This is a genomic window from Streptomyces stoeckheimensis (genome assembly GCF_045822005.1).
GTDB classification, from domain to species: domain Bacteria; phylum Actinomycetota; class Actinomycetes; order Streptomycetales; family Streptomycetaceae; genus Streptomyces; species Streptomyces stoeckheimensis.
In genome coordinates, this window is sequence record NZ_CP169550.1 from 24,539 (window position 1) to 49,791 (window position 25,253).

The 25,253-nt window shown below is 70.9% G+C and carries 20 protein-coding genes and 4 pseudogenes; 15 read left to right on the forward strand and 9 right to left on the reverse strand.

Annotation, left to right across the window (positions count from 1 at the left end):
• Positions 1-474: 474 nt before the first annotated feature.
• Positions 475-879 (reverse strand): restriction endonuclease, encoded by a 405-nt coding sequence (locus ACE1OC_RS00100; protein ID WP_407835161.1) that lies wholly within the window; start codon positions 877-879, stop codon positions 475-477.
• A 1,791-nt stretch (positions 880-2,670) separates the two neighbouring features.
• On the opposite strand from ACE1OC_RS00100, the gene ACE1OC_RS00105 reads away from it, so the two are divergent.
• Entirely contained in the window at positions 2,671-2,889 is a 219-nt protein-coding gene (locus ACE1OC_RS00105) for a hypothetical protein (RefSeq protein WP_407835162.1), read from the forward strand.
• 134 nt (positions 2,890-3,023) lie between these two features.
• Here ACE1OC_RS00105 and ACE1OC_RS00110 read toward each other — a convergent pair whose 3' ends face one another.
• From ACE1OC_RS00110 to ACE1OC_RS00120, 3 genes and pseudogenes are all read right to left on the reverse strand, one after another.
• Positions 3,024-3,188: a hypothetical protein gene (locus ACE1OC_RS00110; RefSeq protein WP_407835163.1), complete on the reverse strand. Its 165-nt coding sequence runs from the start codon at positions 3,186-3,188 to the stop codon at positions 3,024-3,026.
• A 257-nt stretch (positions 3,189-3,445) separates the two neighbouring features.
• Positions 3,446-4,263: pseudogene (locus ACE1OC_RS00115) on the reverse strand (carboxylate-amine ligase).
• Between the two features lie 186 nt (positions 4,264-4,449).
• Positions 4,450-4,677 (reverse strand): hypothetical protein, encoded by a 228-nt coding sequence (locus tag ACE1OC_RS00120; RefSeq protein WP_407835164.1) that lies wholly within the window; start codon positions 4,675-4,677, stop codon positions 4,450-4,452.
• A gap of 386 nt (positions 4,678-5,063) precedes the next feature.
• Here ACE1OC_RS00120 and ACE1OC_RS00125 point away from each other — a divergent pair, with 386 nt between their 5' ends.
• A complete protein-coding gene (locus ACE1OC_RS00125; RefSeq protein WP_407835165.1) occupies positions 5,064-5,333 on the forward strand; it encodes a hypothetical protein in 270 nt (89 codons plus the stop codon).
• Between the two features lie 640 nt (positions 5,334-5,973).
• Here ACE1OC_RS00125 and puuE read toward each other — a convergent pair.
• Together puuE and ACE1OC_RS00135 are read right to left on the reverse strand one after the other, a co-directional pair.
• The gene (gene puuE / locus ACE1OC_RS00130; protein WP_407835166.1) at positions 5,974-6,879 is read right to left on the reverse strand and encodes an allantoinase PuuE; all 906 of its coding nucleotides are present in this window, start codon (positions 6,877-6,879) and stop codon (positions 5,974-5,976) included.
• An 81-nt stretch (positions 6,880-6,960) separates the two neighbouring features.
• On the reverse strand, positions 6,961-9,273 hold the full coding sequence (locus tag ACE1OC_RS00135; RefSeq protein WP_407835167.1) for an FdhF/YdeP family oxidoreductase: 2,313 nt from the start codon (positions 9,271-9,273) through the stop codon (positions 6,961-6,963).
• Between the two features lie 422 nt (positions 9,274-9,695).
• Here ACE1OC_RS00135 and ACE1OC_RS00140 point away from each other — a divergent pair, with 422 nt between their 5' ends.
• From ACE1OC_RS00140 to ACE1OC_RS00190, 11 genes and pseudogenes are all read left to right on the forward strand, one after another.
• The gene (locus ACE1OC_RS00140; protein WP_407835168.1) at positions 9,696-10,364 is read left to right on the forward strand and encodes a hypothetical protein; all 669 of its coding nucleotides are present in this window, start codon (positions 9,696-9,698) and stop codon (positions 10,362-10,364) included.
• 471 nt (positions 10,365-10,835) lie between these two features.
• Complete coding sequence (locus ACE1OC_RS00145) at positions 10,836-11,402, forward strand: hypothetical protein (protein ID WP_407835169.1); 567 nt, start codon at positions 10,836-10,838, stop codon at positions 11,400-11,402.
• Complete coding sequence (locus tag ACE1OC_RS00150) at positions 11,294-12,046, forward strand: response regulator transcription factor (protein ID WP_407835170.1); 753 nt, start codon at positions 11,294-11,296, stop codon at positions 12,044-12,046. Before ACE1OC_RS00145 ends, ACE1OC_RS00150 begins: the two co-directional genes overlap by 109 nt.
• A gap of 8 nt (positions 12,047-12,054) precedes the next feature.
• Entirely contained in the window at positions 12,055-12,417 is a 363-nt protein-coding gene (locus ACE1OC_RS00155; protein ID WP_407835171.1) for a hypothetical protein, read from the forward strand.
• Positions 12,417-13,346 (forward strand): ATP-binding protein, encoded by a 930-nt coding sequence (locus ACE1OC_RS00160; RefSeq protein ID WP_407841441.1) that lies wholly within the window; start codon positions 12,417-12,419, stop codon positions 13,344-13,346. The genes ACE1OC_RS00155 and ACE1OC_RS00160 overlap by 1 nt, the downstream gene beginning before the upstream one ends.
• Before the next feature lie 229 nt (positions 13,347-13,575).
• Positions 13,576-15,732 (forward strand): annotated as a pseudogene (locus ACE1OC_RS00165) (acyltransferase family protein).
• 60 nt (positions 15,733-15,792) lie between these two features.
• Positions 15,793-15,888, forward strand: a pseudogene (locus tag ACE1OC_RS00170) (transposase); the annotation flags it as partial.
• A 395-nt stretch (positions 15,889-16,283) separates the two neighbouring features.
• Positions 16,284-16,907, forward strand: coding sequence for a TetR/AcrR family transcriptional regulator (locus tag ACE1OC_RS00175; RefSeq protein WP_407835172.1), 624 nt, complete (start codon positions 16,284-16,286; stop codon positions 16,905-16,907).
• Between the two features lie 18 nt (positions 16,908-16,925).
• Entirely contained in the window at positions 16,926-18,632 is a 1,707-nt protein-coding gene (locus tag ACE1OC_RS00180) for a PEP-utilizing enzyme (protein ID WP_407835173.1), read from the forward strand.
• Positions 18,629-19,483 (forward strand): PEP/pyruvate-binding domain-containing protein, encoded by an 855-nt coding sequence (locus tag ACE1OC_RS00185; protein ID WP_407835174.1) that lies wholly within the window; start codon positions 18,629-18,631, stop codon positions 19,481-19,483. The genes ACE1OC_RS00180 and ACE1OC_RS00185 overlap by 4 nt, the downstream gene beginning before the upstream one ends.
• Before the next feature lie 226 nt (positions 19,484-19,709).
• Positions 19,710-20,198, forward strand: coding sequence for a DUF5959 family protein (locus ACE1OC_RS00190; RefSeq protein ID WP_407835175.1), 489 nt, complete (start codon positions 19,710-19,712; stop codon positions 20,196-20,198).
• Here the strand turns inward: ACE1OC_RS00190 and ACE1OC_RS00195 are convergent.
• Positions 20,190-21,004, reverse strand: a protein-coding gene (locus ACE1OC_RS00195; RefSeq protein ID WP_407835176.1) for an IS5 family transposase whose coding sequence is annotated in 2 segments (ribosomal slippage) — positions 20,190-20,659 and positions 20,659-21,004 — 816 coding nt in all. Because the reading frame shifts where the segments join, the coding sequence is not laid out codon by codon here. The two genes, ACE1OC_RS00190 and ACE1OC_RS00195, sit on opposite strands and share 9 nt — an antisense overlap.
• 855 nt (positions 21,005-21,859) lie before the next feature.
• Between ACE1OC_RS00195 and ACE1OC_RS00200 the strand changes: the two genes are divergently transcribed.
• Positions 21,860-22,396, forward strand: coding sequence for a GNAT family N-acetyltransferase (locus tag ACE1OC_RS00200; RefSeq protein ID WP_407835177.1), 537 nt, complete (start codon positions 21,860-21,862; stop codon positions 22,394-22,396).
• A 30-nt stretch (positions 22,397-22,426) separates the two neighbouring features.
• Here the strand turns inward: ACE1OC_RS00200 and ACE1OC_RS00205 are convergent, their stop codons facing one another.
• Positions 22,427-23,125: a carboxymuconolactone decarboxylase family protein gene (locus tag ACE1OC_RS00205; protein ID WP_407841442.1), complete on the reverse strand. Its 699-nt coding sequence runs from the start codon at positions 23,123-23,125 to the stop codon at positions 22,427-22,429.
• On the opposite strand from ACE1OC_RS00205, the gene ACE1OC_RS00210 reads away from it, so the two are divergent.
• Positions 23,084-24,400, forward strand: coding sequence for a hypothetical protein (locus tag ACE1OC_RS00210; RefSeq protein ID WP_407841849.1), 1,317 nt, complete (start codon positions 23,084-23,086; stop codon positions 24,398-24,400). The two genes, ACE1OC_RS00205 and ACE1OC_RS00210, sit on opposite strands and share 42 nt — an antisense overlap.
• Here the strand turns inward: ACE1OC_RS00210 and ACE1OC_RS00215 are convergent.
• Positions 24,308-25,041 (reverse strand): annotated as a pseudogene (locus ACE1OC_RS00215) (S1 family peptidase). The gene ACE1OC_RS00210 and the pseudogene ACE1OC_RS00215 overlap by 93 nt on opposite strands.
• Between the last annotated feature and the right edge of the window lie 212 nt (positions 25,042-25,253).

The window sequence follows — 25,253 nt, forward strand, 5'->3', positions numbered from 1 at the left end:
AGGCCTCGGACCGCTGGCCCAAAGCTCCACCGCGCACGGGCGGCGGGACCCACGCCACCGCCGATGCCTGCGCAGTACAAGAACCACACCCAGGGCAGCACAGACCGCGCACCACGCCGAACACCCCCGACCCCTCGTCCCGAAGTCTTCAGGCGATCTGGTCCGATCGGTCTCCCCGCACCAGATCTAGGGCGGCTGGCATTATCCGGGCAGTCCGTTGCGCGAGGAGTGACCCGGACGCGGGTTGATCATTTCTGTGGTGGTGTCCGGCGTACCGGGTCCGGCGCCGGCCTTCACCTTGCGCGTGGTATCCGCGGTGCGGGAGGGGCCCCGGGATCCGGATCGTACGATACGCCCCTTGCGCTTGGGCCAGGAGAATTTCTGATGTGCGGGCTGGTCGCGTTTCGCATGACGCTTGACCCCGAGGCCGACACGACAAGCAACCGGTCTGAGGACTCACAGCCGGTCCCAATGTCAGATCCTTGCGGACGGCTGTGCTCCTGGGTGCTGTTCCAAGCGATCCAGGGAACGGTGCAACCCCTCGACGAGGCGCGCCCTGCTATGTGCGTAGGCGAGGACGCCGAGGCCCGAATACGTTACCGAGAGGCGTCGGGCCGCTTCGGCCATGCTGTATGCCAGCAGTTCGCCGAGCGCGGACCCGGCCGGCAGAGCGGCGACACGGGCCTCGAGCTCCTCCAGGATCACCCGGGCGTGACCCGTCAGCTCGAGCGCGGCCAGGTCGATCACTTCCAACGGCGGGGCAGTCGGCGTGGACCAGGCGAGGACCTGTGCCGCCCGCTGTAAATGAACTTCCCGGTCGAGCGACAGCCCACGACCGAACTCTCCGTCCGGATCCTCCACGAACCCCGCACCGGCCACTTCGGCCCCTCCCTCCGTCGCGCGGATCACCCGAGCCCGGCCGCCCGCACCTATCTCGATGAATCGCGTGCAGCGTGCCAGTACGCATTTCGGCTCATGGCAGCTCACCGGATGCACCCGGGCCCCAATCCGGCACATGCCGGCGCGTGCTGTCCATCGGCCCATTGATCCAGCCGGTTGTTGGGCGCCCGGCAGTCCGGGGAGGGGTGGGCTGCCGGGCGCACGGCATGAAGGGGCGGTCCTGTCACCGCGGGTCCTCATGCCGTGAACTCCCAGGAATACGGGGCGCCGGGGGGATGACGCCCATGCGTGCATTCCACAGGGAATTCGGCCCTTCAACGATCCGGAACAGAAACGGTTCTGCACGCATGTCCGGATCCCTGGGCCGCCAACCGTCCTGTCATCGGCTCGCTGACGGAGGGACGGGGGATGCACACCCGCACCCAGCACTCCGAGCGTGCCGGGTGCGGGCCCGCATCACACCGCACCGGAGGGCTCGGGTCCGCCCATAGGGCGGTAGCGGGCAACCCCGGCCACGACCCCGGTGAAGGTCTGCCCGGATGTCGGGACCGAGCACGCCGCCCAGCGGGGAACCAGGCGGTGGTGTCGTGTCGCAGCGCGGCGGGACCAGCACCGCCATCCTTGGTTCGCAACGAGACCGCCGAGCACCACGACGGCACGGACTGTGTCGGGGTGCGGCCCCGTCGCTGCCCTGGTGGCCAGGGCCGCACCCCGTACCCCGCAACGTACCCCGACGGCTGCCGGCTCTACTGCACGGAATGAGGTCCGTGCCGAAGGCGGGGGTTCCCCCGGGACCGATCGCCGCGCCGGCACCACGATCCTTGCAGGGCGAGGCACACGGGGATGATCAGTTTTCGGCGGCCGACGGCCTTCATGCCTTTTACGATCATGTACCAGCCCGTCACGCCCTCGCCGGCCGCCGGTCGCTGGAAGACCTCTCTCGGTTCCAGCCGGCGTCGAACTGCTCTCCGGTGGAGTAGGCAACCGAGGCGCAGTGGACCTCGACCCGGTTCACCTTCAGCCTGCACCCTTGCCCATACCAAGGGCGCAGGCCCCGAAAAGCTCCGCACTGCCGCAGGGCATGAGCGGTGACGGATGGGTCACGGCCCGCGACGGCGCGAGTCGCTAGTCGTTGGGCAGGTCATGGAGCAGAGAACCGTTTCGGCGCCGAGGTGTTCCACTGATCCGAGCACAGGTGGCGGATGGGCATGGGATTCGCCGATCTATGACGCCGTTGAGCGGCAGTGGCTCCAGGAGGGCCGTGAGGTTCCGCGTGCGGGAGGATCCGTGAGAACGCGGATCGGCTCACACCGGGCCCCTGACCCAGACCTGTTCCACCGGGGCTGACCGGGCCCGGCTCGTTGACCCGCCGAGCCTGCTGTCCCCGCAAGGACGGCGGTGCCGAGGCCGCGGGAGGCACACGCACACTCCACACCCCGGGCCGGGGTGTGGAGTGTGCGTCCTGGTCTGTCAACGAACCAGAGCACCGGTTCCGCTCCCGATGCCGGAAGCGCCCAGGCCGCCTCCGGCCCTCGTCTTCCTCGGCTGCGCAGCGGGTCTGAACGGCCTGATTCCCGTGCGGCGCAATGCCCCGTGACGTTGCGGGTGGCGGATCGTTTCAGCGAACATGATCAACAGCCGACGCTCCGGAGCGTCCTCCGCCGGCCCGCCGCACTCCCCCACGATGGACGGCGCACCCCGCCCACCAGGTCTGCTCACGCGGCGGGACACTACTGGTGCCCGAGGACCGTCCAGGTCTGGGGCGGGGGTGTGAGGGAGCGGGAGCGGTCGTTCTACTGGTGCCGGGCCTGCCGCCAGCCCCTGTACGCGACCAGCACCGCCACCGCTTCGTCGGCCCGGGACTGGGAGATCGACCACCAGCAGCCCGGAACCTGCACGCGCCAGCACACCCTGCCCCTGACCGGTATCGCCGAAGGCCCGGAGGACCTGCCGACCGCAACAACGATCCTGCGGCACTTCGGCGCATAGCCCCGGCCCCTCAAGCCGGCCGTGCACGCCTTGATTGGGCGCAGGAGGGAACCGCTTGAAGGTGGAGTTCTGCGCCTTTCGGGAGGAGACGCCGGTGGGCGCAGGGGGCTCGCCGGCCTGCTCCAGGCCTCCGGCTACCTGGCCGAGGAGTCCGACATCGATCGCTTCGTCAGCGTCGTCGAGGAGATCCTCGAAGAGCAGAAGTGGGAGACCCAGGCGGTCATCCGGCTGACCATCGACGGGCACTCGGACTCCGAGATCGCGGACAAGCTGAAGATGACCAACGCGGCGGTGCGCATGCGCAAGAGCCGCTTCCGGGGGCGTCTACCAGGCCACCCGGAAGCGGCGTATCTGGATTCCCGAGCAGCTCCACACCAAGGACAAGACCAACCCCGTCAAACAGCAGGACGGTGCCGCGTGAGCACCCCGGCGTCGACGACCCCGCCGGATCCCCCGACCTACGCCCCGGCCCCGGCCCCGGCCTCACCGACATGCCCGTCTTTGTCTTCCTCCTTTCCGGGGCCTGCGCCGGTCTCGTCGCCTTCGTCATCGCCCGCTACCTCGAGGCAGAACCGCTCGTGGCCCTCGGCGCGGCTGGCTCTGCGGCTGGCCAGGGCTGCGGGGCCGTGGTGGCGATCAGATGGTCGACGACGTCGGTGAGGCGGGCGCGCTGGCGGTGGGCCGCGCGTTGGGCTTCAGCGCGGTTGCCTTGGGTACGCAGCCGGGACCACAGCGTGTGGACGAGGTGGGTGTCGCCGTGGTGGTGGAGTGCGGGTTGCAGGTGGGCCAGGAGCTGGTCGATCTGCGGCGTGGCCGGCTTCAGGTGGCCGGTGAGGGGGTCGAGGCTGTGGCCGGTGATGCCGTCGCGGGCTGCTCGCCAGCTGGCGGCCCTCAGGAGTTCCGGGGCGGGTTGAGGGGCCGGTTCGCCCGCGTCGATGGCCGTCATGGCGGTCGCGGTCAGCGCTCTGACGATGCCGGCGAGCAGCGCGGTGTCCTCGGGGGTGGCGGCGGCGTCAGCGGGGCGGAACTCGAGGGTGGGCTGATGGTGGGAGGGGCGGATGTCCCAGTACAGGCCGCCGGAGTCCAGGATCGTGCCGCTGGTGAGGAGATCTGAGATGAGGTCCTCGAAGTGTGAGGGGGATTCGAAGTACGGCGGGGGGCCGGCGACGGGCCAGCGTCCCCAGGTGTGGTGCGCCAGCTGGCGTAGCCGGTGTCGAGGCCCTGCCAGTACGGCGAGTTGGCCGACAGGGCGATCAGGACGTGGATCCAGGGCCGCAGGTGATTGCTGATCTTCAGGGCGGTGGCGAGGTCGGGTACCCCGATGTGGATGTGGCAGGCGCAGGCGATCTGCTCGTCGTCCAGGGCCCGGAACATGGCGGCGCTGGCGGCGTAGCGGGGGCCGTCGGTCAGGGGCGTGGTGAAGCCTCGCCCGCGCCTACACCCTCATGTTCACTCGGGGAACAACGGCCCGGGGCCAGACCGGACAGGGCCCCGGCTGAAGCCAGGTCCCTGTCCGGTTGTGAGGCTCAGTACCAAGGCCGCCGAGTGTGTGGGCCCAGGTCAGCCGTGAAGCCGGAGGAAGCCGTCGGTGACGCCTTCGCCAGCGTGGGTGTGCGGGGAGTTGTAGTTGACGCAGGTAATGGCGCGCAGCGTGCACAACGTGCTCTGCTTCTCGTCGCCCCACTGTGCGGACGGGGTGTCGGAGGGTGCTGCTGTGGCTGTGGGAGCTGCCACCAGGGCAGCGCCAGCCGCGAGGACTACGGCGGCGAGAAGTGTACGAGTGGTCATGCCGTGATCAACGATGAGGAGAAGGCACGGATGTGCCTCCTTGCCCCACGTCCTCACCAGCATTTCTTGAGGCCCGGACACAGGTCCCGGGCTCCAGGCCCCACAAGCGGTGCGCATACCGCTGGGTGGTACCACTTGATCAGTCGCCGGTTGGCGGCTGACTGTCGAGTTCGGAAGCGCGTACAGCGCGGAGTGCGACGTGGCTCTTCCGCGTCGATCACGCCATCGTGGCCCACTGGAGCAATTGACCTCCGGCGCGTTGCTGACAAAACCCTGCGCCGTACCGACATCTCCTCTGCACCCGACACGTACGACGAAGCCGCCGCGACGGCCTCGGACATCGTGCGTCCGGTGACCTCTACCGGCCCGACCCTGTTGGAGAACCTGTGAGCACCCAGTCAGGCTTGGGAGCGGGCGCCGGACGGGACCACGCGGCGGGGCCGGCCGGTCATGGTTGGGCCACGGGCGGCCCCGCCGGCATCGACCGCTACGTTCGGCAACTCATCGATCGGATCGTCCAGGCCGTACGCGCCGGCGACGATCCGAGGATCCGGGACCTGCTGGCAAAATTCGCGACGGTAGCCGACACCACCGCCCTTCTGCACCTGCGCCGGCGGCTGTACGAAAACGTGCCCACACCGGGCTCCCACCACTGACAAGACCCGTGTCGCCGACAACGCGCCCGAAGGGCGCCCGGCGATGCACCCGCAGGGCCCGCCAGGGCCCGGAGGGCGGCACACGGCACGCCGCGTGGGTGCTCGCCTACGGACCAGGTAGTGACGGAGCGGATGGCGTCGCGCTCGCCAGCTGGTGACCCGCGTTCACCAGAGCGGACGCCGACGCGTACGGAGCGAAAGCCTTCACCGGCGCGTCATCCGCGAGCGCGACACCTCCCGTCACCCGCGCCGCCACAACGGCCAGAACAGCACATCCCACTACGGGCTTGGACAGCTTGATCGAACGCAATCTCTTCAGCGTTCACGGGCATCGTCGCGGGCCGCACCACAGAGTGATCGTTTTCGCACAGACGGACACGACGCCGGTGTCGCCGAAGTCCACCCACCCAGCCCCCGACCGCCCTCCAGCCAAAGGCCGCGCCCTGGCGTGTGGCAAGAGCCCGGCCAACATCGTCACGGCAGGCCCGGCCGGTCAGCGCAGCCATCCGCGGCGGCGGAGCTTGGGAACGGTCCCGTCGGCCAGGAGCACACCCACCCGGCCCTGATGCGACGCCCCGAACTCATCCGACGTCCACGTCGGCCTCGCCCCACAGCTCACGCGGCGGGGGCAGGCCGTGGGTCAGGTCGGCGGGTGGGCGGCAAGCCAGTGGCGGGCGATGCGCTCGCGCGTGGTGACCCATGCTCCGCCGCGCTGCGCGACGTGCTGCAAGAACCCGTCCAGCGCACGGATGCGGCCCGGGCGGCCGATGATCCGGCAGTGCAGGCCGACGCTCATCATCCGCGGCCGGTCGGCCCCTTCGGCGTGCAGCGTGTCGAAGGTGTCCACGAGGTAGGTGAGCATGTCGTCGGCCGTCGTGAACCCGTGCACGATCAGGAACTTGAAGTCGTTGGCGTCGAGGCCGTACGGCACCACGAGGTGCGGGCGGCCGGCTGCCTCCACGTAGAACGGCAGGTCGTCCGAGTAGTCGTCGGAGTCGTAGAGGTAGCCGCCCTCCCGCGCCACCAGCGTCCTGGTGTTCCCGCTGGTTCGGCCGGTGTACCAGCCCACGGGACGGCGGCCGACGAGCCGTTCGATCGTCGCGGTCGCCCGCCCGATGTCGGCGCGCTCCACGTCCTCGGGCACGTCCCGGTAGTCGATCCAGCGCCGGCCGTGGCTCGCCACTTCCCAGCCCGCCGCGCCCATCGCCCGCGCCGCACCGGGGTTGCGTTCGAGCGCCTGCGCCACCGCGAACACCGTCAGCGGCGCGCCGTGGGCCGCGAGCGTGCGGTGGACGCGCCAGAAGCCGGCTCGTGATCCGTAGGCGAACATCGACTCGGCGTTCAGGTCGCGGCCGCCCACCACCGGCGGTGCGCCCACGATCTCGTGGAGGTAGCCCTCCGACTCCGCATCGCCCTCCAGGACGTTGCGCTCGCCCCCCTCCTCGTAGTTGAGGACGAGACTGACGGCGACCCGGGCGCCCCCGGGCCAGGCGGCATCCGGCGGCACGGCGCCGTATCCGACGAGATCATGTTGCGGCTGGGACACGGGCCGGACTCTACCGCCGGTCCCGCGCCGCCCCCGGCAGGCCGCACCCGGCAGGAGGCGCGTCCCCGGCTCGGCGATCGCTCAGATGACGACCACGGCCTCCGTCCCGCTGTCCGGTTCGAAGCGGATCAGCACCGACTTGTAGGCCGGCGTGTTGCTCACGTCGGAGGTGTGGTCCAGCGGCACCAGGACGGTGGCCTCCGGCATGTAGGCCGCGGCGCAGCCGCGGGCCGTCGGGTAGGCGACCAACTTGAAGTGGGCGGCCCGGCGTTCGCGGCCGTCGGGCCACGCGGAGACCAGGTCGGTGTACGCACCCTCGGTGAGGCCCAGCCGCTGGATGTCCTCGGGGTTCACCAGGACCACGCGACGGCCGTCGTGGACGCCGCGGTAGCGGTCGTCGAGGCCGTAGATGGTGGTGTTGTACTGGTCGTGGGAGCGCAGGGTCTGGAGCATCAGCCGACCCTCGGGGATTTCCGGGACCACCATGTCGTTGACCGTGAAGTTGGCCTTGCCCGTGTGGGTGGGGAAGGTCCGCGTGTCGCGCGGGGCGTGCGGGAGCGAGAAGCCGCCGGGGACGCGGACGCGGGCGTTGAAGTCCTCGAAGCCGGGCACCACGCGGCCGATGCGCTCGCGCAGCCGGTCGAGGTCGTGGGCGAACTCCTCCCACGGGATGTCGTCGGACGCGCCGAGTGCGGCGCGCGCGATGCCGCTCACGATGGCGGTCTCCGAGCGCAGCGTGGCCTCGCCCTTGAGGCGGCCTCGGGAGGCGTGGACGCGTCCCATGGAGTCCTCGACGGTGACGAACTGGGGGCCCGCCTCGGTGCGGTCCTCGTCGGAGCGGCCGAGCGTCGGCAGGATCAGGGCGCGGCGTCCGGTGACCAGGTGGGAGCGATTCAGCTTGGTGGAGATCTGCACGGTCAGCGCGCAGCGGCGTACGGCTTCCTCGGTGACCGGGGTATCCGGGGCGGCGGAGACGAAGTTGCCTCCCATGCCGACGAACACGCCGACCTTGCCGTCGCGCATGGCGCGGATGGCGTTGACGGAGTCGTAGCCGTGGTGGCGGGGCGAGGTGAAGCCGAACTCGGCGTCGAGGGCGGCGTGGAAGGCTTCGGGCATCCGCTCGAAGATGCCCATGGTGCGGTCGCCCTGCACGTTGGAGTGGCCTCGGACGGGGCAGACCCCGGCGCCGGGGCGGCCCACGTTGCCGCGCAACAGGAGGAAGTTGACGACCTCGCGCAGGGTGGGCACGGAGTGCTTGTGCTGGGTGAGTCCCAGGGCCCAGCAGACGATGACGCTGCGGGACTCCAGGACCATCGCGGCGGCCCGTTCGATCTGCTCGCGGGGCAGGCCGGTGGCGGCCAGGACGTCGTCCCAGTCGGTCGTACGGGCGTCCTTCGCCCAGGCTTCGTACCCGAGGGTGTGCTCGTCGACGAAGGCCCGGTCGACGACGGTGCCGGGCGCGGCGTCCTCGGCTTCCAGCAGGAGGCCGTTCAGGGCACGGAAGAGGGCCAGGTCTCCGCCCGCGCCGATCTGGAGGAAGAGGTCGGTCAGACGGGTGCCCGATCCGAGGACCCCGCGGGGGCGCTGCGGGTTCTTGAAGCGTTCGAGTCCGGCCTCGGGGAGCGGGTTGACGCTGATGACGCGTCCGCCGTTGTCCTTGGCGCGTTCGAGGGCGGCCATCATGCGCGGGTGGTTGGTGCCGGGGTTCTGGCCCGCGACGATGACCAGGTCGGCGTGGTGGATGTCGTCGAGGGTGACGCTGCCCTTGCCCACGCCGAGGGTTTCGACGAGGGCGGAGCCGGTGGACTCGTGGCACAGGTTGGCGCAGTCGGGCAGGTTGTTGGTGCCCAGGCGGCGGGCGAGCAACTGGAGCGCGAAGGCTGGCTCGTTGGGGGTGCGGCCGGAGGTGTAGAAGACGGCTTCGTCGGGTGAGGCGAGTGCGGCGAGCTCGGCGCCGATGATCTCGTAGGCCCGTCCCCAGCTGACCGGGGCGTAGTGAGTGGCGCCCTCCTCCAGGAGCATGGGGTGGGTCAGCCGGCCCTGCTGGCCGAGCCAGTAGCCGGAGCGTCCGACCAGTTCGGCGACGGAGTGGCGGGCGAAGAAGTCGGGCGTCACGCGGCGCCGGGTGGCTTCCTCCGCGACGGCCTTGGCGCCGTTCTCGCAGAACTCGGCGCGGTGCACCTTGTCCTCTTCGGGCCAGGCACAGCCGGGGCAGTCGAAGCCGTCGTGCTGGTTGACGCGCAGGAGGGCGCGGGCGCCGCGGACGGCGCCCATCTGCCGCTCGGCCATCCGCACGGCTGTCGTGACGGCGTGGACGCCGACCGCGTGGTGCTCTGGGCGGCCGATGCGCGGAGTGTCCTGGGCGGGGTCGGATCCCGGTGCGCGGGCGATCATCGTGCTCCTCGGGCTCGGCGCCGTGTCCGCTTGGTACGGGGGCCTCCGTGGGATCCGCGAGCACAGCTCCACCACGTTAAGGCGGCCCGGGCGCCGCGCTCATGGGCCGGAGGTAGGGCTCCGCTCGGGCCCTACGTCCCGGCTCGCGGTACTTCGGGCCTGCGGGGCGGCGGCGAGGGCTGCCCGGCTCCACTGGTGCGCGGGGTCTCGTCGGTCGGGCGCGGCCGCCGCTGGATCCGGCATCGCCGACAGTCCATCGAGCAGTCCGTTCCACTCCGTGACAGACACCCTCGTACGTCACCATCACGTCCCGGGGCTGTAAGGGAACCGGGCCCGGGGCACCCGCACGCCCGGTCGGCCACTAGCCTGCGGGCGTCGGGCCACGCAGCCCAGCGGACCACCACACCCCGGGAGACTCAGCCATGCCCCTCGGTCGCCGCGCCCTCCTCGCCACGATCGCCCTCGCAACCACGCTGGCGCTGACCGCCTGCGACCCCGCAGCCGAAGGCGAAGGCTCTCCCGCCACCTCCGCCCCGGCCTCCCCGCCCGCGAAGTCGACCGTGTCCACCCCGCCCGCCGTCTCCACCTCACCCGCCGTCTCCACCTCACCCGCCGGTTCGGGCCGGCACACGCTGACCGAGGCCGCCACCGCCGGCGGGCTCACCAAGGCCACCGGTGCCGGCGCGGTCTCCGACGTCCCGGTCGACCCGGGCGAGATGCGTGACGGCATGCACCTGGTGGTCGCCGCCTACGACCGTGCCGGGCAGACCTCCGGCCGCCGCATCCTCTTCGTCGGCGTCGACGGCGTTCCGGAGGACCCGAACAGGCGCCGCGAGCACCTGTGGCGCGGCCTGATCGACTACGCGCTGCAGAACGGCTCCACCGGTACCCCCACCACCGCCAAGCCCTACCCGCCCGGCCCGTTCGGCGGATCCCTCGAGTGCTTCAGCCTGCCCGAGTCCGCCAACGCCACCGACGTCATCTGCGGCTGGTCCGACACCACCACCGCCGCCGTCGCACTCTTCCCCCGCACCACCCCCGCCGACGCCGCCCGCCTCTTCGCCGCCATGCGCACCGACCTGGAACACTGACCGGCGACCAGCCCTCGTCCAGACCCACCGCACGTGCCCGGGCGACTCCCCCGCGAGCTGACGGCCGTACTCCCCGTCCCGATGACGCGTCAGGGTTCCTCACGGTGCGGTGCGGATGGGCGATCGGGGGGTCGCGGGCTGCCGGTGTGCCCCGGCGCCGTCCGGTGGCGATCCCGCCATGCGGAGGGGGCCGGCCGCGTCGGAGTGGGGGCTGCACGCTTCCAGCGGCCTCAGGTCCGACGACCTCCTTCCCCCGCCCCCGGTGGCGGACCACGGTCCGACACCTGGCGGGAGGCAGCCAGCCACGGCAGCAACTCCGGCACCGATCCCGATGTATCCGGCGAATCGGGCATATCGGCAGGATGGTCACTGGATCGCGGAACCGATCGAGGCCCTGGGCCCTGTAACGCGCGCCAGATCGAGCATCTCCCCTCGTACTGTTCGCCCCCCTGACCACCGGATCGGCCGACCATGCCCCTGGGCCCCGTAGGAGCCCCCGCCCCCGCCCGCTTTCCCGCCCGCGTCCCCGCGTACGCGGGTGCCGTACTGGCACTCGCGGCCGGGCTGGCGGGCTGCTCCGGTGGGGCGGAGGCCCGGGACTACGGCCCGGCTCCGAGCCTGTCCGCGCCTGCGACGGTCTCGGCGCTGTGGCCCGACCGCGCAGAGACCGCCGGTGCCGATCGCCGGGACCCCTCGGGAGACTCCCGCCTCCCGGTGCCCGGCGTCACCGTTCCGCCCGGCGGGGTACGGGAGCTGGACGGCGCCGCCGTCCTCGCGGCCGACCCGGGTACGGAGGCCGCCGTGAAGGCCGGCCTACGGGGGTGCCCGGGCGCCGGGTGCCGACTGCGCCCGCCCGAGTACGCCGATCTGACCGACAGCGGGCGCCCCGGGCTCGTCCTGGCCTACGACGACCCGGACCGTACGCTGATGTGGGTGTACGCGCCGGAGGCGGATACTCCGTCTCCACCGCCGAGGACGGGCTGGAGGGCCTCGAGGCCTTCCACGAACACGAACCCGACCTGCTGCTCCTGGACGTGATGCTGCCCGCGCTCGACGGCATCGGCCTGTGCCGCCGGATCAGGGAGACGAGCATCGCGCCCATCCTGATGATGTCGGCGCGCGGCGACGGCCTGGACGTGGTGGCGGGCCTGGAGGCAGGCGCGGACGACTACGTGGTCAAGCCGGTGCCGAGCGCGGTGCTGGTGGCCCGGATCCGCTCCCTGCTGCGCCGGGCGGCACTGCCCGCCAGCACCGTCCGGGGCGGAGGCGCCGCGGCCGGTGGCTCAGCTGATTTTGCCCCCGCTCCCGTGCCTGTCGCCGCTGCCTCTCCCCCTCCCGCTCCCGCTCCCGTCGCCGTTCGCGACCCGGAAGCCGGATCCGGCCATCCGGATCCCCACGTGCTGGTCTTCGGGGACTTGGAGATCGACACGGACGGCCTGGAGGTGCGGCTGTCCGGGGATCCCGTACGGCTGACGCCGACCGAGCTGCGGCTGCTGCTGGAGTTCGCGGCCAATCCCGGGATCGTCCTGGAGCGGCGCACCCTGCTGCGCAACGTGTGGGAGCACACCTGGGGCGGGGACAGCCGGGTCGTCGACCTGGCAGTCCTGCGGCTGCGCTCCAAGATCGGTGTCGGCCGGATCGAGACGGTACGCGGCTTCGGCTACAAGCTGCTGCGCACGTAGTGGCAGGCGTGGAACGCGCCGGTGCCCGGCTGCGGCAGGCCTGGGGACGGCGGACAGGGAGATGGCCCGCCGGGAGGGGTGCCTCGCTGCGCTGGCAGATCGCCGCCCTGGTGGCCGCCACAACGTGCGCGGTCGCCGCCGCCATCGGCCTCCTCGTGCACGATGCGAGCCTCTCCAGGACCCTGAGCCAGTCGCGGGACGCGGCGATCCGGCAGTTGGACCTCGCCACCGCGGCCTACGTCCGCACCGGATCGGCCGAGGACTCGGGTGCCACGCTCGACAACGGTCGGGTGCCTCAGGAGCTGCGCGGGCTGGTTGCCGGGGGCACGTCGGCGCCGAACTCGGCGAGGGGGTGTACGGCGGGCACGTGATGTGGGCGGCGCGCCCGGTCGGCGGCCGGATGCTCGCCGTGGAGATCGACCTGCGCTCAGAGATGCGCGATCTGAAATGGCTCGACGCCAGCACGGCGCTCGCCGGCCTCCTCTCCGTCGCCGTCGTCGTACCGCTCGGCGTCCTGGTGGCCGGACGGCTCAGCGGGCGGCTGCGGTACGCGGCGTCCACCGCCCGACGCATCGCGGACGGGGATCTGGAGGCGCGGATCGCAGCCGGCGGGCGACCGGGACGACCCGGCGACGAGATCGCCGAAATCTCCGCCGCCGTCGACTCGATGGCGGGAGCACTGCACGGCAGACTGCTGGCCGAGCAGCGGTTCACGGCCGATGTGGCCCACGAGCTGCGCACCCCCCTCATGGGACTGGTCACCGCGGCGGAGCTGCTCCCGGACTCGGAGGCGACGGGCTACGTCCGCGACCGGGTCGACGCTCTGGGCACGCTGGTGGAGGAGCTACTGGAGATCTCCCGCCTCGACGCGGGAGTCGAACGGGCGGACCTGCTGCCCTGTCCGGTCGGGGAGACGGTCGCGGAAGCCGTGCGCCGCACGGGACTTGAGGTGCGGGTGCACGTGGTGACCGATGCGGTCGCCGTGACCGATCCGCGCCGTCTCGACCGGATCCTGGCCAACCTGGTCGCCAATGCGCACCGGCACGGCCGCACCCCCGTGGAGGCGACCGTGGACGGGCCGACCGTGACGGTACGGGACCACGGCGCCGGCTACCCGCCGGAGGTGCTGGCCGGGGGTCCCCGCCGGTTCTGCACGGGAGCGCGGGAGCGGGGCCGGGGCCACGGGCTCGGGCTGACGATCGCGCTCGGCCAGGCCGGTGTGATCGGAGCCGAGCTCGATCTGGTCAACGCCCCGGGTGGCGGCGCGCTGGCGAGCCTGCGGCTGCCGGCGGGGCACTGACGCCGGATCCGGGCGAGGCCGCTTCAGTCGACCGTGAAGCAGGGCCGAAACAGGGTCGAAACCGGCCCAAGCAGTCACTGCAACACGCCCACATCGGGACGGAAACCCCGACCACCAACGATGGCGGCAGCCGGCCGGCACTCCTCGTGCCCGGACACCTCGCCCGCCAGTCCCGATGCGTGATGCGGCGTACGCGGTCCGAGAAGGCCGCCCCGCCCGCGAAGGAGCAGTGATCACCCTTGTCCCGTCCCACCCAGACCCTGCGCGCCGTCCCCGATCCGCCCGATCCGGCGATCGGTCCGATCCGTGCGTTCCATCCGATCGCTCCGGCCCGTCCGATCGCTCCGGCCCCTCCGGTCCATCAAGTCCGTCCGGCCCGTTCAGCCTGTTCAGCCCTTCGGTCCGCCGCCCCTACTCCCCCGGCCTCGACGGACTGCGGGCGCTCGCCGTCACCGCGGTCGTCGTCTACCACCTCAACCCCGCCTGGCTGCCCGGCGGCTTCCTCGGCGTGGACGTCTTCTTCGTCCTCAGCGGATTCCTCATCACCGATCTGCTCCTGGCCGAGCACCGGGCCAACGGCACCGTCCGGCTGGGCCGCTTCTGGATGCGCCGGGCCAGGCGGCTACTGCCGCCGCTCGTGGTCGTCCTCATCCTGTCGACGGCCGTGGCGGCCCTCCTACGCCCGGCCCGGCTGGCCGAGGCGCGGGGCTCCATCCTCTCGGCCCTGACCTTCACCAACAACTGGTGACAGACGGCAACCGATGCCTCGTACTTCGCGCATTTCGGGCCGCCCCCGCTCTTCCGCCATCTGTGGACCCTCAGCGTCGAGGAGCAGTTCTACCTCGTGTGGCCGCCGCTGCTCCTCGCTTTGCTGGTGGCCGTACGGTCTCGGTTCCGCCCGTCCCTGTGGCTGGGTCCCCTTGCCCTAGCGGCTGGCTCGGCCCTCGCGATGGGGCTGCTGTACTCACCGGGGGCGGACTCCTCGCGCCTCTACTTCGGTACCCACACCCATGCCTTCCCCTTGCTCCTCGGCGCGGCCCTGGCCCTGACCCGGCCCGGCGCCGGGCTCGCCGCCGCCGCGCGAGGCGCCGGGCCCACGGGCTTCGCCGGACTCGCGGGGTTCGCGGGGTTCGCCGTGCTCGTCGCGTGCTTCTGTCGCCTGCGTGACACCTCGGCCGCGCTGTACCCGGGCGGGTTCCTGCTGGTCGCCGCCGCGGCCGCGGCGGCGGTGCTGGGCGCCGTACAGCCGCGCGGCCCGCTCGTGCGCGCCTTGTCCGCCGCGCCGCTGGCCTGGCTCGGCAAGCGCTCGTACGGGATCTACCTCTGGCACCTTCCCGTACTGTCCCTCGCCGTCCCCGACACCCGGACCCCCGCCGAGGTGCCACTGAACTCCCTTTCGGCCGCAGCGATTTCGGTGGCGCTGGGCGCGCTCTCGTACCGCTGGATCGAGGAGCCCGTACGCCGCCAGGGGCTACGGGTGATGTCCCGCCGGCTGAGCCTGGCCGTGGAGGGGGCGCCGCCAGCGAGCCGCCCGGCCCGGGCAGGTGCCCGTACGGCCGTGGTCGCTGCGGCCGTCGCGATGGGGCTGGCTGTCTGGGGCATGGCCTCGCCCCGGCCGGGGGACAGCGCCGCGGACCGGGTCAGTGCGGGGCAGCGGGCCCTGGACGACGCGGCGTCACCCTCGGGCGGATCCGTACCGGGCAGCATCAGTGCCATCGGCGACTCCGTGATGGTGGCTTCCGCGCCCGCGCTGAAGACGCGGTTCCCGGGGATGGTCATCGATGCCGAGACCAGCCGCCAGCTCTCGGCGGCCGCCAGGGAGGTCAAGTCCCTCAAGGCGGCGGGCACCTTGGGCGACACGGTGGTCATCGGCCTCGGGACCAACGGCGTGGGCGGCCGGAACGACCTGGAGTCCGCCGTGCGCGAGGCAGGTCCCGAGGAGCGGATCGTGCTCGTCACCGCGCACGTCCCCAAGTCCTGGCAGAAACAGGTCAACCAGGCCATCGAGGCGGTCTCCGCAGCCCACTCCAACGTGGCCGTGGCCGACTGGGACAGGGCCATCGCCGGCCAGGAGGGCCTCTTGGTCGCCGACCACGTACACCCCGGCCCGCAAGGAGGCCGCGTCTACGCCGACACCATAGGAACGGCCCTGGCGTCGCTCCCCCCGATCCCCCTGATCCCGCTCACCTCGACGATCCCGCTGAGGCGCCCCTCCCATCCGTGGCGGGGCGCCCGCGTCAGATCTCCACCCTCGGTAGATCCTCGAACTTGCCGCGGATACAGGGGATTTGACCTCTCCCCTACTCACGGCGGGACCGTTGGCCGAGGGGACTGCCATGGACCTGAACGAGGCCATGGCCGCCTTCGGGTCACACCGGGCCCCTGACGCGAAGTGGCGACAGCCTGGCGTGACGGACGTCGGTCCGGTGGAGATCGAGGTGCCGCGGCCGAGGTCTACGGAGCCGAGGTCTCCGAACAGACCATCGCCACGATCACCCACTCGGTGATGGAGGGCATGGCCGAGTGGCGGGCCCGGCCTCTCGCCTGACAGCTGCGGCCGCGCACGCACCGCCACCGCTGCTCGGAGGTGTCGATCGCGTCACCGCAGCGGGGGCACACCTCGGGGAAGGCGATCGGGCTCTCGGCGCCGGTGCGCTGGTCGACCAGTGGCGCCTCGACCCGCGGGGTCACCTCGTCGGCCCGGTAGACGAATACAGGGTCAGCGCGGCAGTGCCCGGCGGCAGCGTGACCGGGAGGCGGGCGGCGTCGGTGTCGATGGCCGAGCCGGCGCTTGACGGACCTGGCCCTGAAGACGCTGCCCGGGGTCGGCTTCCTCGGGCGCGCGGATCGCCCTCTCTCAGGCCCCATTCCCCGCCGATGGGATGTTTATACCGTTTCTTGACAGTTCGGAGTGAATTAGAGTACCGTCGACGTGCCATGAAAGAGAAGCGCGCGTACGAGAGTCCGCTGCGTGCCGGGCAGCTCGAGCAGACCCGGCAGCTGATCCTCGCCGCGCTCACCGAGGCCATCGCCGATGAAAGCGTCCAGGAGCTGACCATTCCGCTCGTGGCGGAGCGCGCAGGCGTCGCCGTCCGCACCGTCTACCGGCACTTCCCGACCAGGGAGGCGCTCTTCGCGGCTTGGAGCGGGTGGGCCCAGGAGAATCTGCACGTGCTCATGCAGTCCTACCCCGACACCTTGGACGGGCTGCGCCGCGTCGCGCCGGAGCTCTACCGCTCTTACGACGAGCACGCGCCCCTGATCCTCGCCATGCTGAACTCCAAGGCGGCCCGGCCTCTGCGGGAGCAGGGCCGCAGGGACCGGTTCCACTCCGTGGAGACCGCACTGGCCGAGCTCACTGCGGAGGCCGACCCGGTCGCCCGCCGCCGTGCGGTCGCCGTGCTGTACCTGCTGGTGAGTGCCCCGGCCTGGCAGGCCATGCGGCTACAAGCGGGGCTCGACGGGGTCGAGGCCGGCGCGGCGGCCGCCTGGGCGGTGCGGGTGCTCACGGACGAACTGCGGCGAGACCCGGACGGCCCGCTACGCCACCCTGGCAGATGACCGGCGAGGAGGAGAGCCATGAGCATCGCCACGGAACGCACTTTCGCTCCACCGGGGCCGGGCACGTGGTTCCTGGACCCGACCCACTTCACCCGCCCGGTGACCAGGTTCCACGCCGAGATCTTCATCGAGGAGATGCACCGCGGCTTCGGAGAGAGCCTCCGCCGGTACGGATCGCTGCTCGAACGGCTGGACTGGGCCTTCGTCAACGGTTTCTGCTACTACCATCCCCAGCCGCTGGGAGCCCCGCCGGACGCCACGGACCATCCGCCGAGGGAGGTCTGGGAACACCTTGCCGCCGATCACCCCGAGATCCGCACCAGGCTCGCGACCAGCGCGACCGTCTTCGAGCGCAAGCTGTGGCGCGAGGACCTGCGCCGCTGGGACGAGGAGGTCAGACCCGGGCTGCAGCGCGAGCGGCGCGAACTACAGCAGGTCGAGCCCGGTCTCCTCGATACCGGCAGTCTGCTCGCGTACCTCGACCGGTGCCGGGAGCACCAGCGCCGAGCCGGTTACCTGCACCACCTGTTCAACATGCCGGCACTGCTGCCGATGGGCGATCTGCTCGCCCACTGTCAGGAGTGGACAGGGCGCACCACCGGCGAGATCCTGGCCCCGCTGGCCGGATCGAGCCCCGATCCGCTGGCGGACCGGGAGGAACTGGCCGAGCTGGCCGCCGCCGTAGCAGCGGACCCCCGGGCGAGCGAGCTGCTCGCCTCCTCGGCACGACCCCAGGAGCTGCTGGCGGCGCTGGGGGCCGTCGCGGGACGTACGAGTACCGCCCTCGCCGAGTACCTGGCGACGGCGGGCTGGCGCCCCGTCAACGGCGAGGACGTGGGCGATCCCTGCGTGGCCGAGTTGCCCGCCGTCGTGCTCGCGGCCATTCGCTCGGCGGTTTCCTCCGCGACGAAGCCCCAGGAGGACGCCCCCGCCGAACAGCGCGCCGACGCGGCGGCCGACCTTCGCGACGCCGTACCCGCGCCGCACCGCTCCCGCTTCGACGAGCTGCTCGCCGAGGCGCGGTTGGTCTCCCGGCTGCGCGACGAGCGCGGGTCGTGCGCGGACCTTCCGGCCATCGGCCTCACCCGGCGCGCCATCCTGGCGGCCGGCCGACGGCTCACCGAGCAGGGCCGGATCCACGCACCCGCCCACCTGGCCGAGGCGGACTACGTCGAGCTGCGCGCCCTGGTCCGTACGGGCTCCGGGCCCGACGCCGCAGAACTCGCCTCCCGGGCGCACTACCGCGACCACGCCCGGTACGCGGACGCGCCACCGATGCTGGGTCCACCGCCGGGCGACCCGCTGCCTCCCGATTGGCTGCCGCCCGCCGCGGCACGCCTGGAACGCGCCCTCGGTGCCGTCGTCCTTGCCATGTTCAGCAACCCGGCAGCCCGGACCGAGGGGCGGACCGTCCACGGGCTCGGCGCGAGCCCGGGCGTGTACGAGGGCACGGCACGGGTGATCAGCGGCGTGCCCGAGTTCGACCGCATCCAGCCCGGGGACGTCCTGGTCACCGGCGCGACCACCACGGCCTTCAACATCGTCCTGCCGCTGCTCGGCGCGATCGTCACCGATCGCGGCGGAGCGCTTTCCCACGCCGCCATCGTCGCCCGGGAGTTCGCCATCCCCGGCGTCGTCGGATGCACGGATGCCACGGCGGTGATACCCGACGGCGCCTGGGTGCGGGTCGACGGCCGGGCCGGAGAGGCGGCGGTGGTCCGATGACCGGTCTGCTGTCGCCGAGCACGTGGTCCGCCCCTGTGCCGCTCCGCCTGGCCACCGACGAGAGCCAGTACGGCGGCAAGGCCTCGCAGCTCGCGGCCGCCGCCCGGGCCGGTCTACCGGTACCGGCAGGAATCGCCCTGGAATGGCTGTTCGTCGACGCCGTCGCAGCAGATGACGACGAGGCGCTCGCCGCCCTGCACGTGGCAACCGCCGGCTTGCAGGGCGGCGGGCTGGCCGTGCGTTCCTCCGCGCTGGGCGAGGACTCGGCCGGGGCGAGCTTCGCCGGACAGCACCTCACCTGCCTCAACGTACGGGGTCCGGACGGGCTGACCGAGGCGGTCCGAATGGTGAGAGATTCGGCGCACTCGGCCGCCGCGCTCGCCTACCGTGAGCGGCTCGGGCTGCCCGGCCGGCCCAGAGTGGCAGTGGTGGTACAGGAGTTGGTGGAACCCGAGTGCGCCGGAGTCCTGTTCTCCCGAGACCCCCTCGACGGCTCCGACGTTCTGGTGATCGAGGCGAGTTGGGGCCTGGGCGAAGCCGTGGTCAGCGGCCTGGTCGTACCGGATCACTACCGGGTCCGCCACGACGGCAGGGTGATCGAGCGTACGGCGGGCATGAAGGACCTGGCCGTGGAGCCCGCGCCGGCCGGCGGAACGAGCCAGGTCCCGGTCCCCGCCGACCGAATCCACCGACTCTGCCTCGACGAGACGCGGCTGGAGAGCCTGCGGGATCTCACCGCCCGCTGCGAGCAGGTCTTTGGCGGGACGCAGGACCTGGAGTGGGCCTTCGTCGCCGACCGCCTCCTTCTGCTGCAACGCCGGCCGATGACCGGGGCCGCGCCCCCGCACTGACCCCTGCGTAGCCGCCCACCTCAGCTCGGGACGAGCATGGACTGCTTATGGTTGAAGATGTTGGCGGCGTCCCGGATGGGGCGTGCCCCAGAGAGGGTCCTTAGGTCGTCGAACGGTGTAACCAGGTTGTTGGGGATACCCTGTTCGACCTACACGTTCCAAAATCTGTTGAGATACGGCTTCTAAGTCACACCTGGCCGTGACTTAGAACTCCTAACAAAATGAGATGAAGGATGGCCCCAGGTCGGACGAGGATCGCTCGGTACTCGCCGACGAAAGGGCAGCCATGGGTGACAGTCCCCCGAGGGAGCTCATCTCGCTTGCTGATGACGAGGGCAACAGCGTCTCGGTCAACGTTCTGGGACGTAGCCCCAGATGGACCGCCGGGCTCGACGTGGAGATCGTCGTCAAGACGCCCTTCGTGTCCGGCCGTATCGACCTGGCGCTGTATGTTGCGCGGTTGGAGAGCTGGGCCGACGCACTGGACCGGCTTGACGCCGGTGAAGACGTGGCCTGGATGGCGATGAGCAGTGGGCCGTCCATCTTCATCCAGCTCACGGGCGAGCGTGACTGCCCGGAGGTGGTCGTGGAGGACGAGTCGGGGTCCATGGTCACCGTGCGGGTCCCGCTCGTCCCGCCGGATGACTGGATTGCTGACCATCGCCAGCGTCTGCGCCAGGTGATGGATCACTGGGTTCCGATGCTGTCAGGGTAGGGAGATAAGTCGCCGCCAGCAGATGAGGGCGCATCCGAGGGTCAGGAAGGCTTCGTGGATGTCGTCGCGGATCTCCCAGCGAATCCGCAGGCGGCGGAACCAGTGCAGGTGGGCGAATGCACGCTCCACGAACCAACGTTGGGTACCCAGTCCCGAGCCGTGCTCGGAGCCGCGTCGGGCGATCACCGGCTTCACCCCGAGGGCCCAGACGAGGCGGCGGTACTTGTCGTGGTCGTAGCCGCGGTCACCGAGCACGATGTCCGGTCGGCGCCGGGGCCGGCCGCGCTTGCCCCGCACCGGTGGAATGGCTTCGAGCAGCGGAATGAGCTGGGTGACGTCGTTGCGATTGCCGCCGGTCAGGGTGACGGCGAGCGGGATGCCGGTGGCGTCGGTGATCAGGTGGCGCTTGTTGCCCGTCCTGCCCCGGTCAACAGGACTTCGTCCCGTCTTGGGGCCCCCTTTGGCGCCCGAATGTGAGAGCCCTCGACCGCCGCGCGGGAGAAGTCCAGGGCGTTCGCGCCGCGCAACTTCGCCAGGAGCTCTTGGTGCAGCCGGGGCCACACGACAGCCTCGGTCCACTCGGCCAAGCGGCGCCAGCAGGTCATGCCCGAGCCGAAGCCGAGCTCCTGCGGCAGGTGTTCCCACCCAATCCCCGTGTGCAGCACGAAAAGGATGCCCTGGAACACCAGCCGGTCCGGTTGCCGCTTCCGCCCAGGATGCCGAGTTCGACGCTCGGCCTTCGGCAGTAGCGGTTCGATCAACGCCCACAGTTCGTCATCGACATCCCACGGCTTCGGTCGAGCCACCCCGCGCCCCCAGATCAAGAGTCCCGGAGCGATCCAACCACCAAGAAGATCATTTCGTTAGGAGTTCTAAGGGCCCGGGCGCCGCTGTGACCGGTACCGGAGCCGGGGCGCGCGGTTGGCCGCCGTGGGCTGTGGACGGCGTCGGGTCACCCCCGAACGACACATCCTCGAGCCCGTCCCACAGAACGTACCGAGGGCTTCGCCACGCCACGTGGACCGCGCGCACCCTCGGTGCCCTCCCTCTCCTTACCACCGCTCCTGCCTCCATCGGCATCTCCCCTTCGATGAAGGTGACCTCCTTCGCCGAGCACGGTCCCGTCGATAGTGCCGGAGTACCAGGTGCTGCCGGAACGACGCCGAAGTCCAGGCTCCCTCGGACTTGCAGAGGACTGCCCGAATACCACCGTCGTCTCCGAAGACGCCCTATTGGCTCTATGGACGACAGGTGACTCCAGTCGGAAGGTGAGTTCCGACTCCACTTGGCGTGTTCTGCACCGTGAGCCCGAGAGCCCGCAGTGCGACAGTTGGGAGCATGCCTACGTGCTCCCAAGGGCGGTTCGGGCTTCCTGGAGGAAGGATCCTGTGGACGCCTTCGTTTTGGCCATCGCCTGATTGAACGCGTCAGCCATCGCTGGCACAGGACAGTAGGTGACTTGTGCCTTGGCGCCGTAGTCGGCACCTGTCCGTTGCCGTCCATATCCAGGCGCTTTGACAGCGAACATAGTTGCTGCGGCTTCCTGGCCAGCGAACCCAATCGTACGAGGGTCTGGACCCGACTCAGGAGCGACAGCGCCCAGTTGTCTGCCGGCGGAGGAATCGCTTGGTCAGTGCTCGTGGAGAGATCATCATGTGGGAATGCCTGAGAACCGATCCGCTGTGGCACCGACTGTGGTGCGCCTCCCCCACTATACGAAGGCGGACCAGGAGGAGATCCTTGGCGCCAGCGATGATCCCTTCGGTGTCGCCTCGACCGGTCTGACCTGGCTGCCGAAAGAAGAACACTTCGGAATCAGACACGAAGACCGGCTCGTGGCACACGCCGGCCTGCTGCGACTGTTTGTCGCGATCGGCGACGCCGAGTCGGAGGTGGTGGGCGTCGGCGGGGTGGCTGTCGCACCCGGCATGCAAGGTCAGGGCCTGGCTCGGCTCGTCGTCACAGCTGCCCTGGAGCACGCCCGCACGATGGGTCCTCAGCACGCACTCCTGTTCTGCCGGCCTCCTCTTGTGCCGCTCTACCAGCGCCTCGGATGGCACCCGCTCGACAAGGACGTACTCGTCGAACAACCCGAAGACCGCTTGGTGACCATGCCGCTGCGAACTATGGTGACACCCTTGCGCGACGACGCCCGCTGGCCCTCAGGGCCAGTACGGCTGTTCTCGCTCCCTATGTGACGCAGGGCCACCCGGCACCACAGCAAGGGTTCACCCATCCCACACCGGTCCTGACTGATCATTTGCCATTCGATCCAGTCGTCGCAGGCCAACGCGAACAGACCGACCAACTTCGTTGTCCAAGGGCAGCACCTGAGCGTCGTGGTTGGCACCGGAGGACAGCAGGGCGTTGTAGTTGGCCTCGATGCGTGTTCTTGTCGGCCCAGAGTGGGTGCGTAGGTGGCCCGAAGGGGGAGCGCGCTCAGACCCCGTTTCACGGGGTCGGGGCCTACGGCCCGTTGGGCGGGTCCGCTCCGCTCCCCCGCTGGCCGCAGTAGGAGGTGGGGTGCCAGGGCAAAGGACAATCCTTCCTCGCCCCAGACTCCCTGAAGCCCTTCGGTTGTGCTCCGCTCCACCAGAGCAGGGCACAACCGCTCCCACCCGGCACCTCGCGCGACCGTCGTGCCTCAGAGAGCCCGTCACCAAGCCCGGATGCGGTGTGGTCGCATCAACACCGCGGCCCACCCTCGGGAAGGGGCATGCCTGCGACTGAAGGATCTTGCTCGCACTGTGGACCGCCGCCGCGAGCTCGCCGACGTCGCGGAGTTCGGCAGCAGTGATGCCAAGCTTTTTGAGTTCCGCAATGTGACCCTGGGCATTCGATCGGGTTCCCCCGACGATCGATGCCGCAAGCGTGTAGATCTCGAAATGCTTCTTCTCGACATCGCCGTGCGTCGCGTAGGCCTGCATTCTGATCTGCGGCGGCTGGGTCTTCAGCTCGGAGTCGTCCGCGTCCTCCACGTACTCGGCCTGGAGGCGGGCGAGGAATTCCGGTACGCGGCGACGTGGTTCTCGACCCGCGGCGATCGGCTGGCAGCCGAAGGCCCGGCAGGCCTCATGGCCACCGGCTCCGAGGGCGGTGCCACCCTGTGGGACCTCTCCTCCCGGCCCGGCGAGCCGGAGCGGCTCGGCTTCATCAAACGCGAGTGGAAGAAGGTCCGGGAGGTTCTGTTCGCCCCCAACGACCCGGTCCTGGCAGTCGACGGGGCGCTGTACGACGTCGGCGACCCGCGCAAGCCCGACCGGCTGTCCGCGCTGCCCTCCGCGGACGGAGGCAGGAACCTTCCGATGCCGCGCGCGTTCTCCCCCGACGGCAACCGGCTGGAGGTGACGGACTTCCGTGCATCGGGAGGCTTCCTTTACGACGTCTCCGGCCCGGCCCGGCCCCGGTTCCGCGGCCGCGTCCCCCAGGGCAGCGAAGAGGCGCCGTACGCGTTCGGCGCGGACGGCCGACTGCTCACGGGAGCCGGCTCCGGATCCCGGCTCCTGGCCTGGGACGTGTGGGACCCCACCGCTCCGCACGCCGTGGCGACCCTCACCCTGGACGAGGAGGCACGCCCCCTCGGCATCTCCTCCGACGGCGCCACACTGACCACCTACACCTACACCTACACCTACACCTACACCTACACCTACACCTACACCTACCCCGGCCAGGCCGTCCGCTGGAACATCGCCGAGATCGGCGCCACCCTGAGTGACCCGATCGCACGTGCCTGCCGCCTCGCCGCGGCCAACCCCACTCCCGCCGAATGGAAGAGGATGGCTCCCGGCGCCCCCTTCCGTCGCGTCTGTCCCACCCTCCCGCCAACCCCTTCCCCACCCCCAAGGACGGCTTCCCGACCCCTTCCCTGTCAGCCCCAGTGCCCTCCCCGCGGGGAACTGAGGCCCCCAGGCTTTCCCACAACTGGATCAGCCTGCCAGCCCTGGTCGTGGGTGTCGGGAACGAGGGCCAAGGGCGCTACGCCGTCCGGTACCGCGACCGGGCCGCCCGCGGACGCGAAGGCGCCCGCCCCGGGCGCTGTTCCGGGGCGGGCGCCTTCTGCGCGAGAGGTGGTACGTCTGCGAGCCGGAGGCCTGGACGGCTCGGTCTCAGAGCAGGGACACCCTGTACTTGGCGAGGGCCTCCGGCACCGGCTGGTAGAACGTCGTGCCGCCGACCGAGCAGTTGCCGCTGCCGCCTGACGTGATGCCGAGGGCCTTCGTGCCGTCGTACAGGGCGCCGCCCGAGTCGCCGGGCTCCGCGCACACGTTGGTCTGGATCATGCCGCGCACCGTGCCGCCGCCGCTGTAGTGGACGGTGGCGTCCAGTGCGGTGACCGTTCCGCTCCGCGTGCCGGTGGTGGAGCCGCTGCGCTTGACGGGCTCGCCCACGTAGGCGTCGGCGGCGGTGAAGCCGCCGGAGTGGCTGAGCGAGGCGTTGTCGTAGCGGACCAGCGCGTAGTCGTTGCCCGGGAAACTGGACCCGACGGTGGGTCCGATCAGCGTGCTCTGCGCGGAGTTGGTGTACCAGGTCTTGACCACGTCGCCGCAGTGGCCGGCGGTCAAGAACGAGTCTTCGCGAGGTCAGCGGCAGACACCGTGCTGTCGGCCGTCACGACGACCCGGCCGCTCTCCCGGTCCACGTACCACGCGGTGCCGCCGACATCGGCGGCCAGGACGGCCTGGTCCACCTTGGCGAGCTGCGCCGCACCGAAGGACGGGGGTGTGGCTGCCTGGGCGGTGGGCAGGGTGAGCGCGGCGGCCGTCAGCAGGCCGGTGGCCACGGCGGTGAGTGTGGCCCGCCGTGCGGTGCGGGTGGGGGAACTGGTGCGCGTGATCCTCACTGATCTCCTCCTCGGAGCGTCGGGGCCCATGGGGTTGGGGGCCCTGTGAGGCGCATTCAGGGATTGGCGTGTCCCTGACAGGCGCTGCCAGTGAAGTATGTGAAGGCGCGTGCTCGCGCACAAGACCGCCGCCGCGAGATGCCGACTCCGGTGCGCGTGTGGTTGCGAAAACCTCGCGGCACACAGGGGGTTCTCAGTGCAATTTCACATTG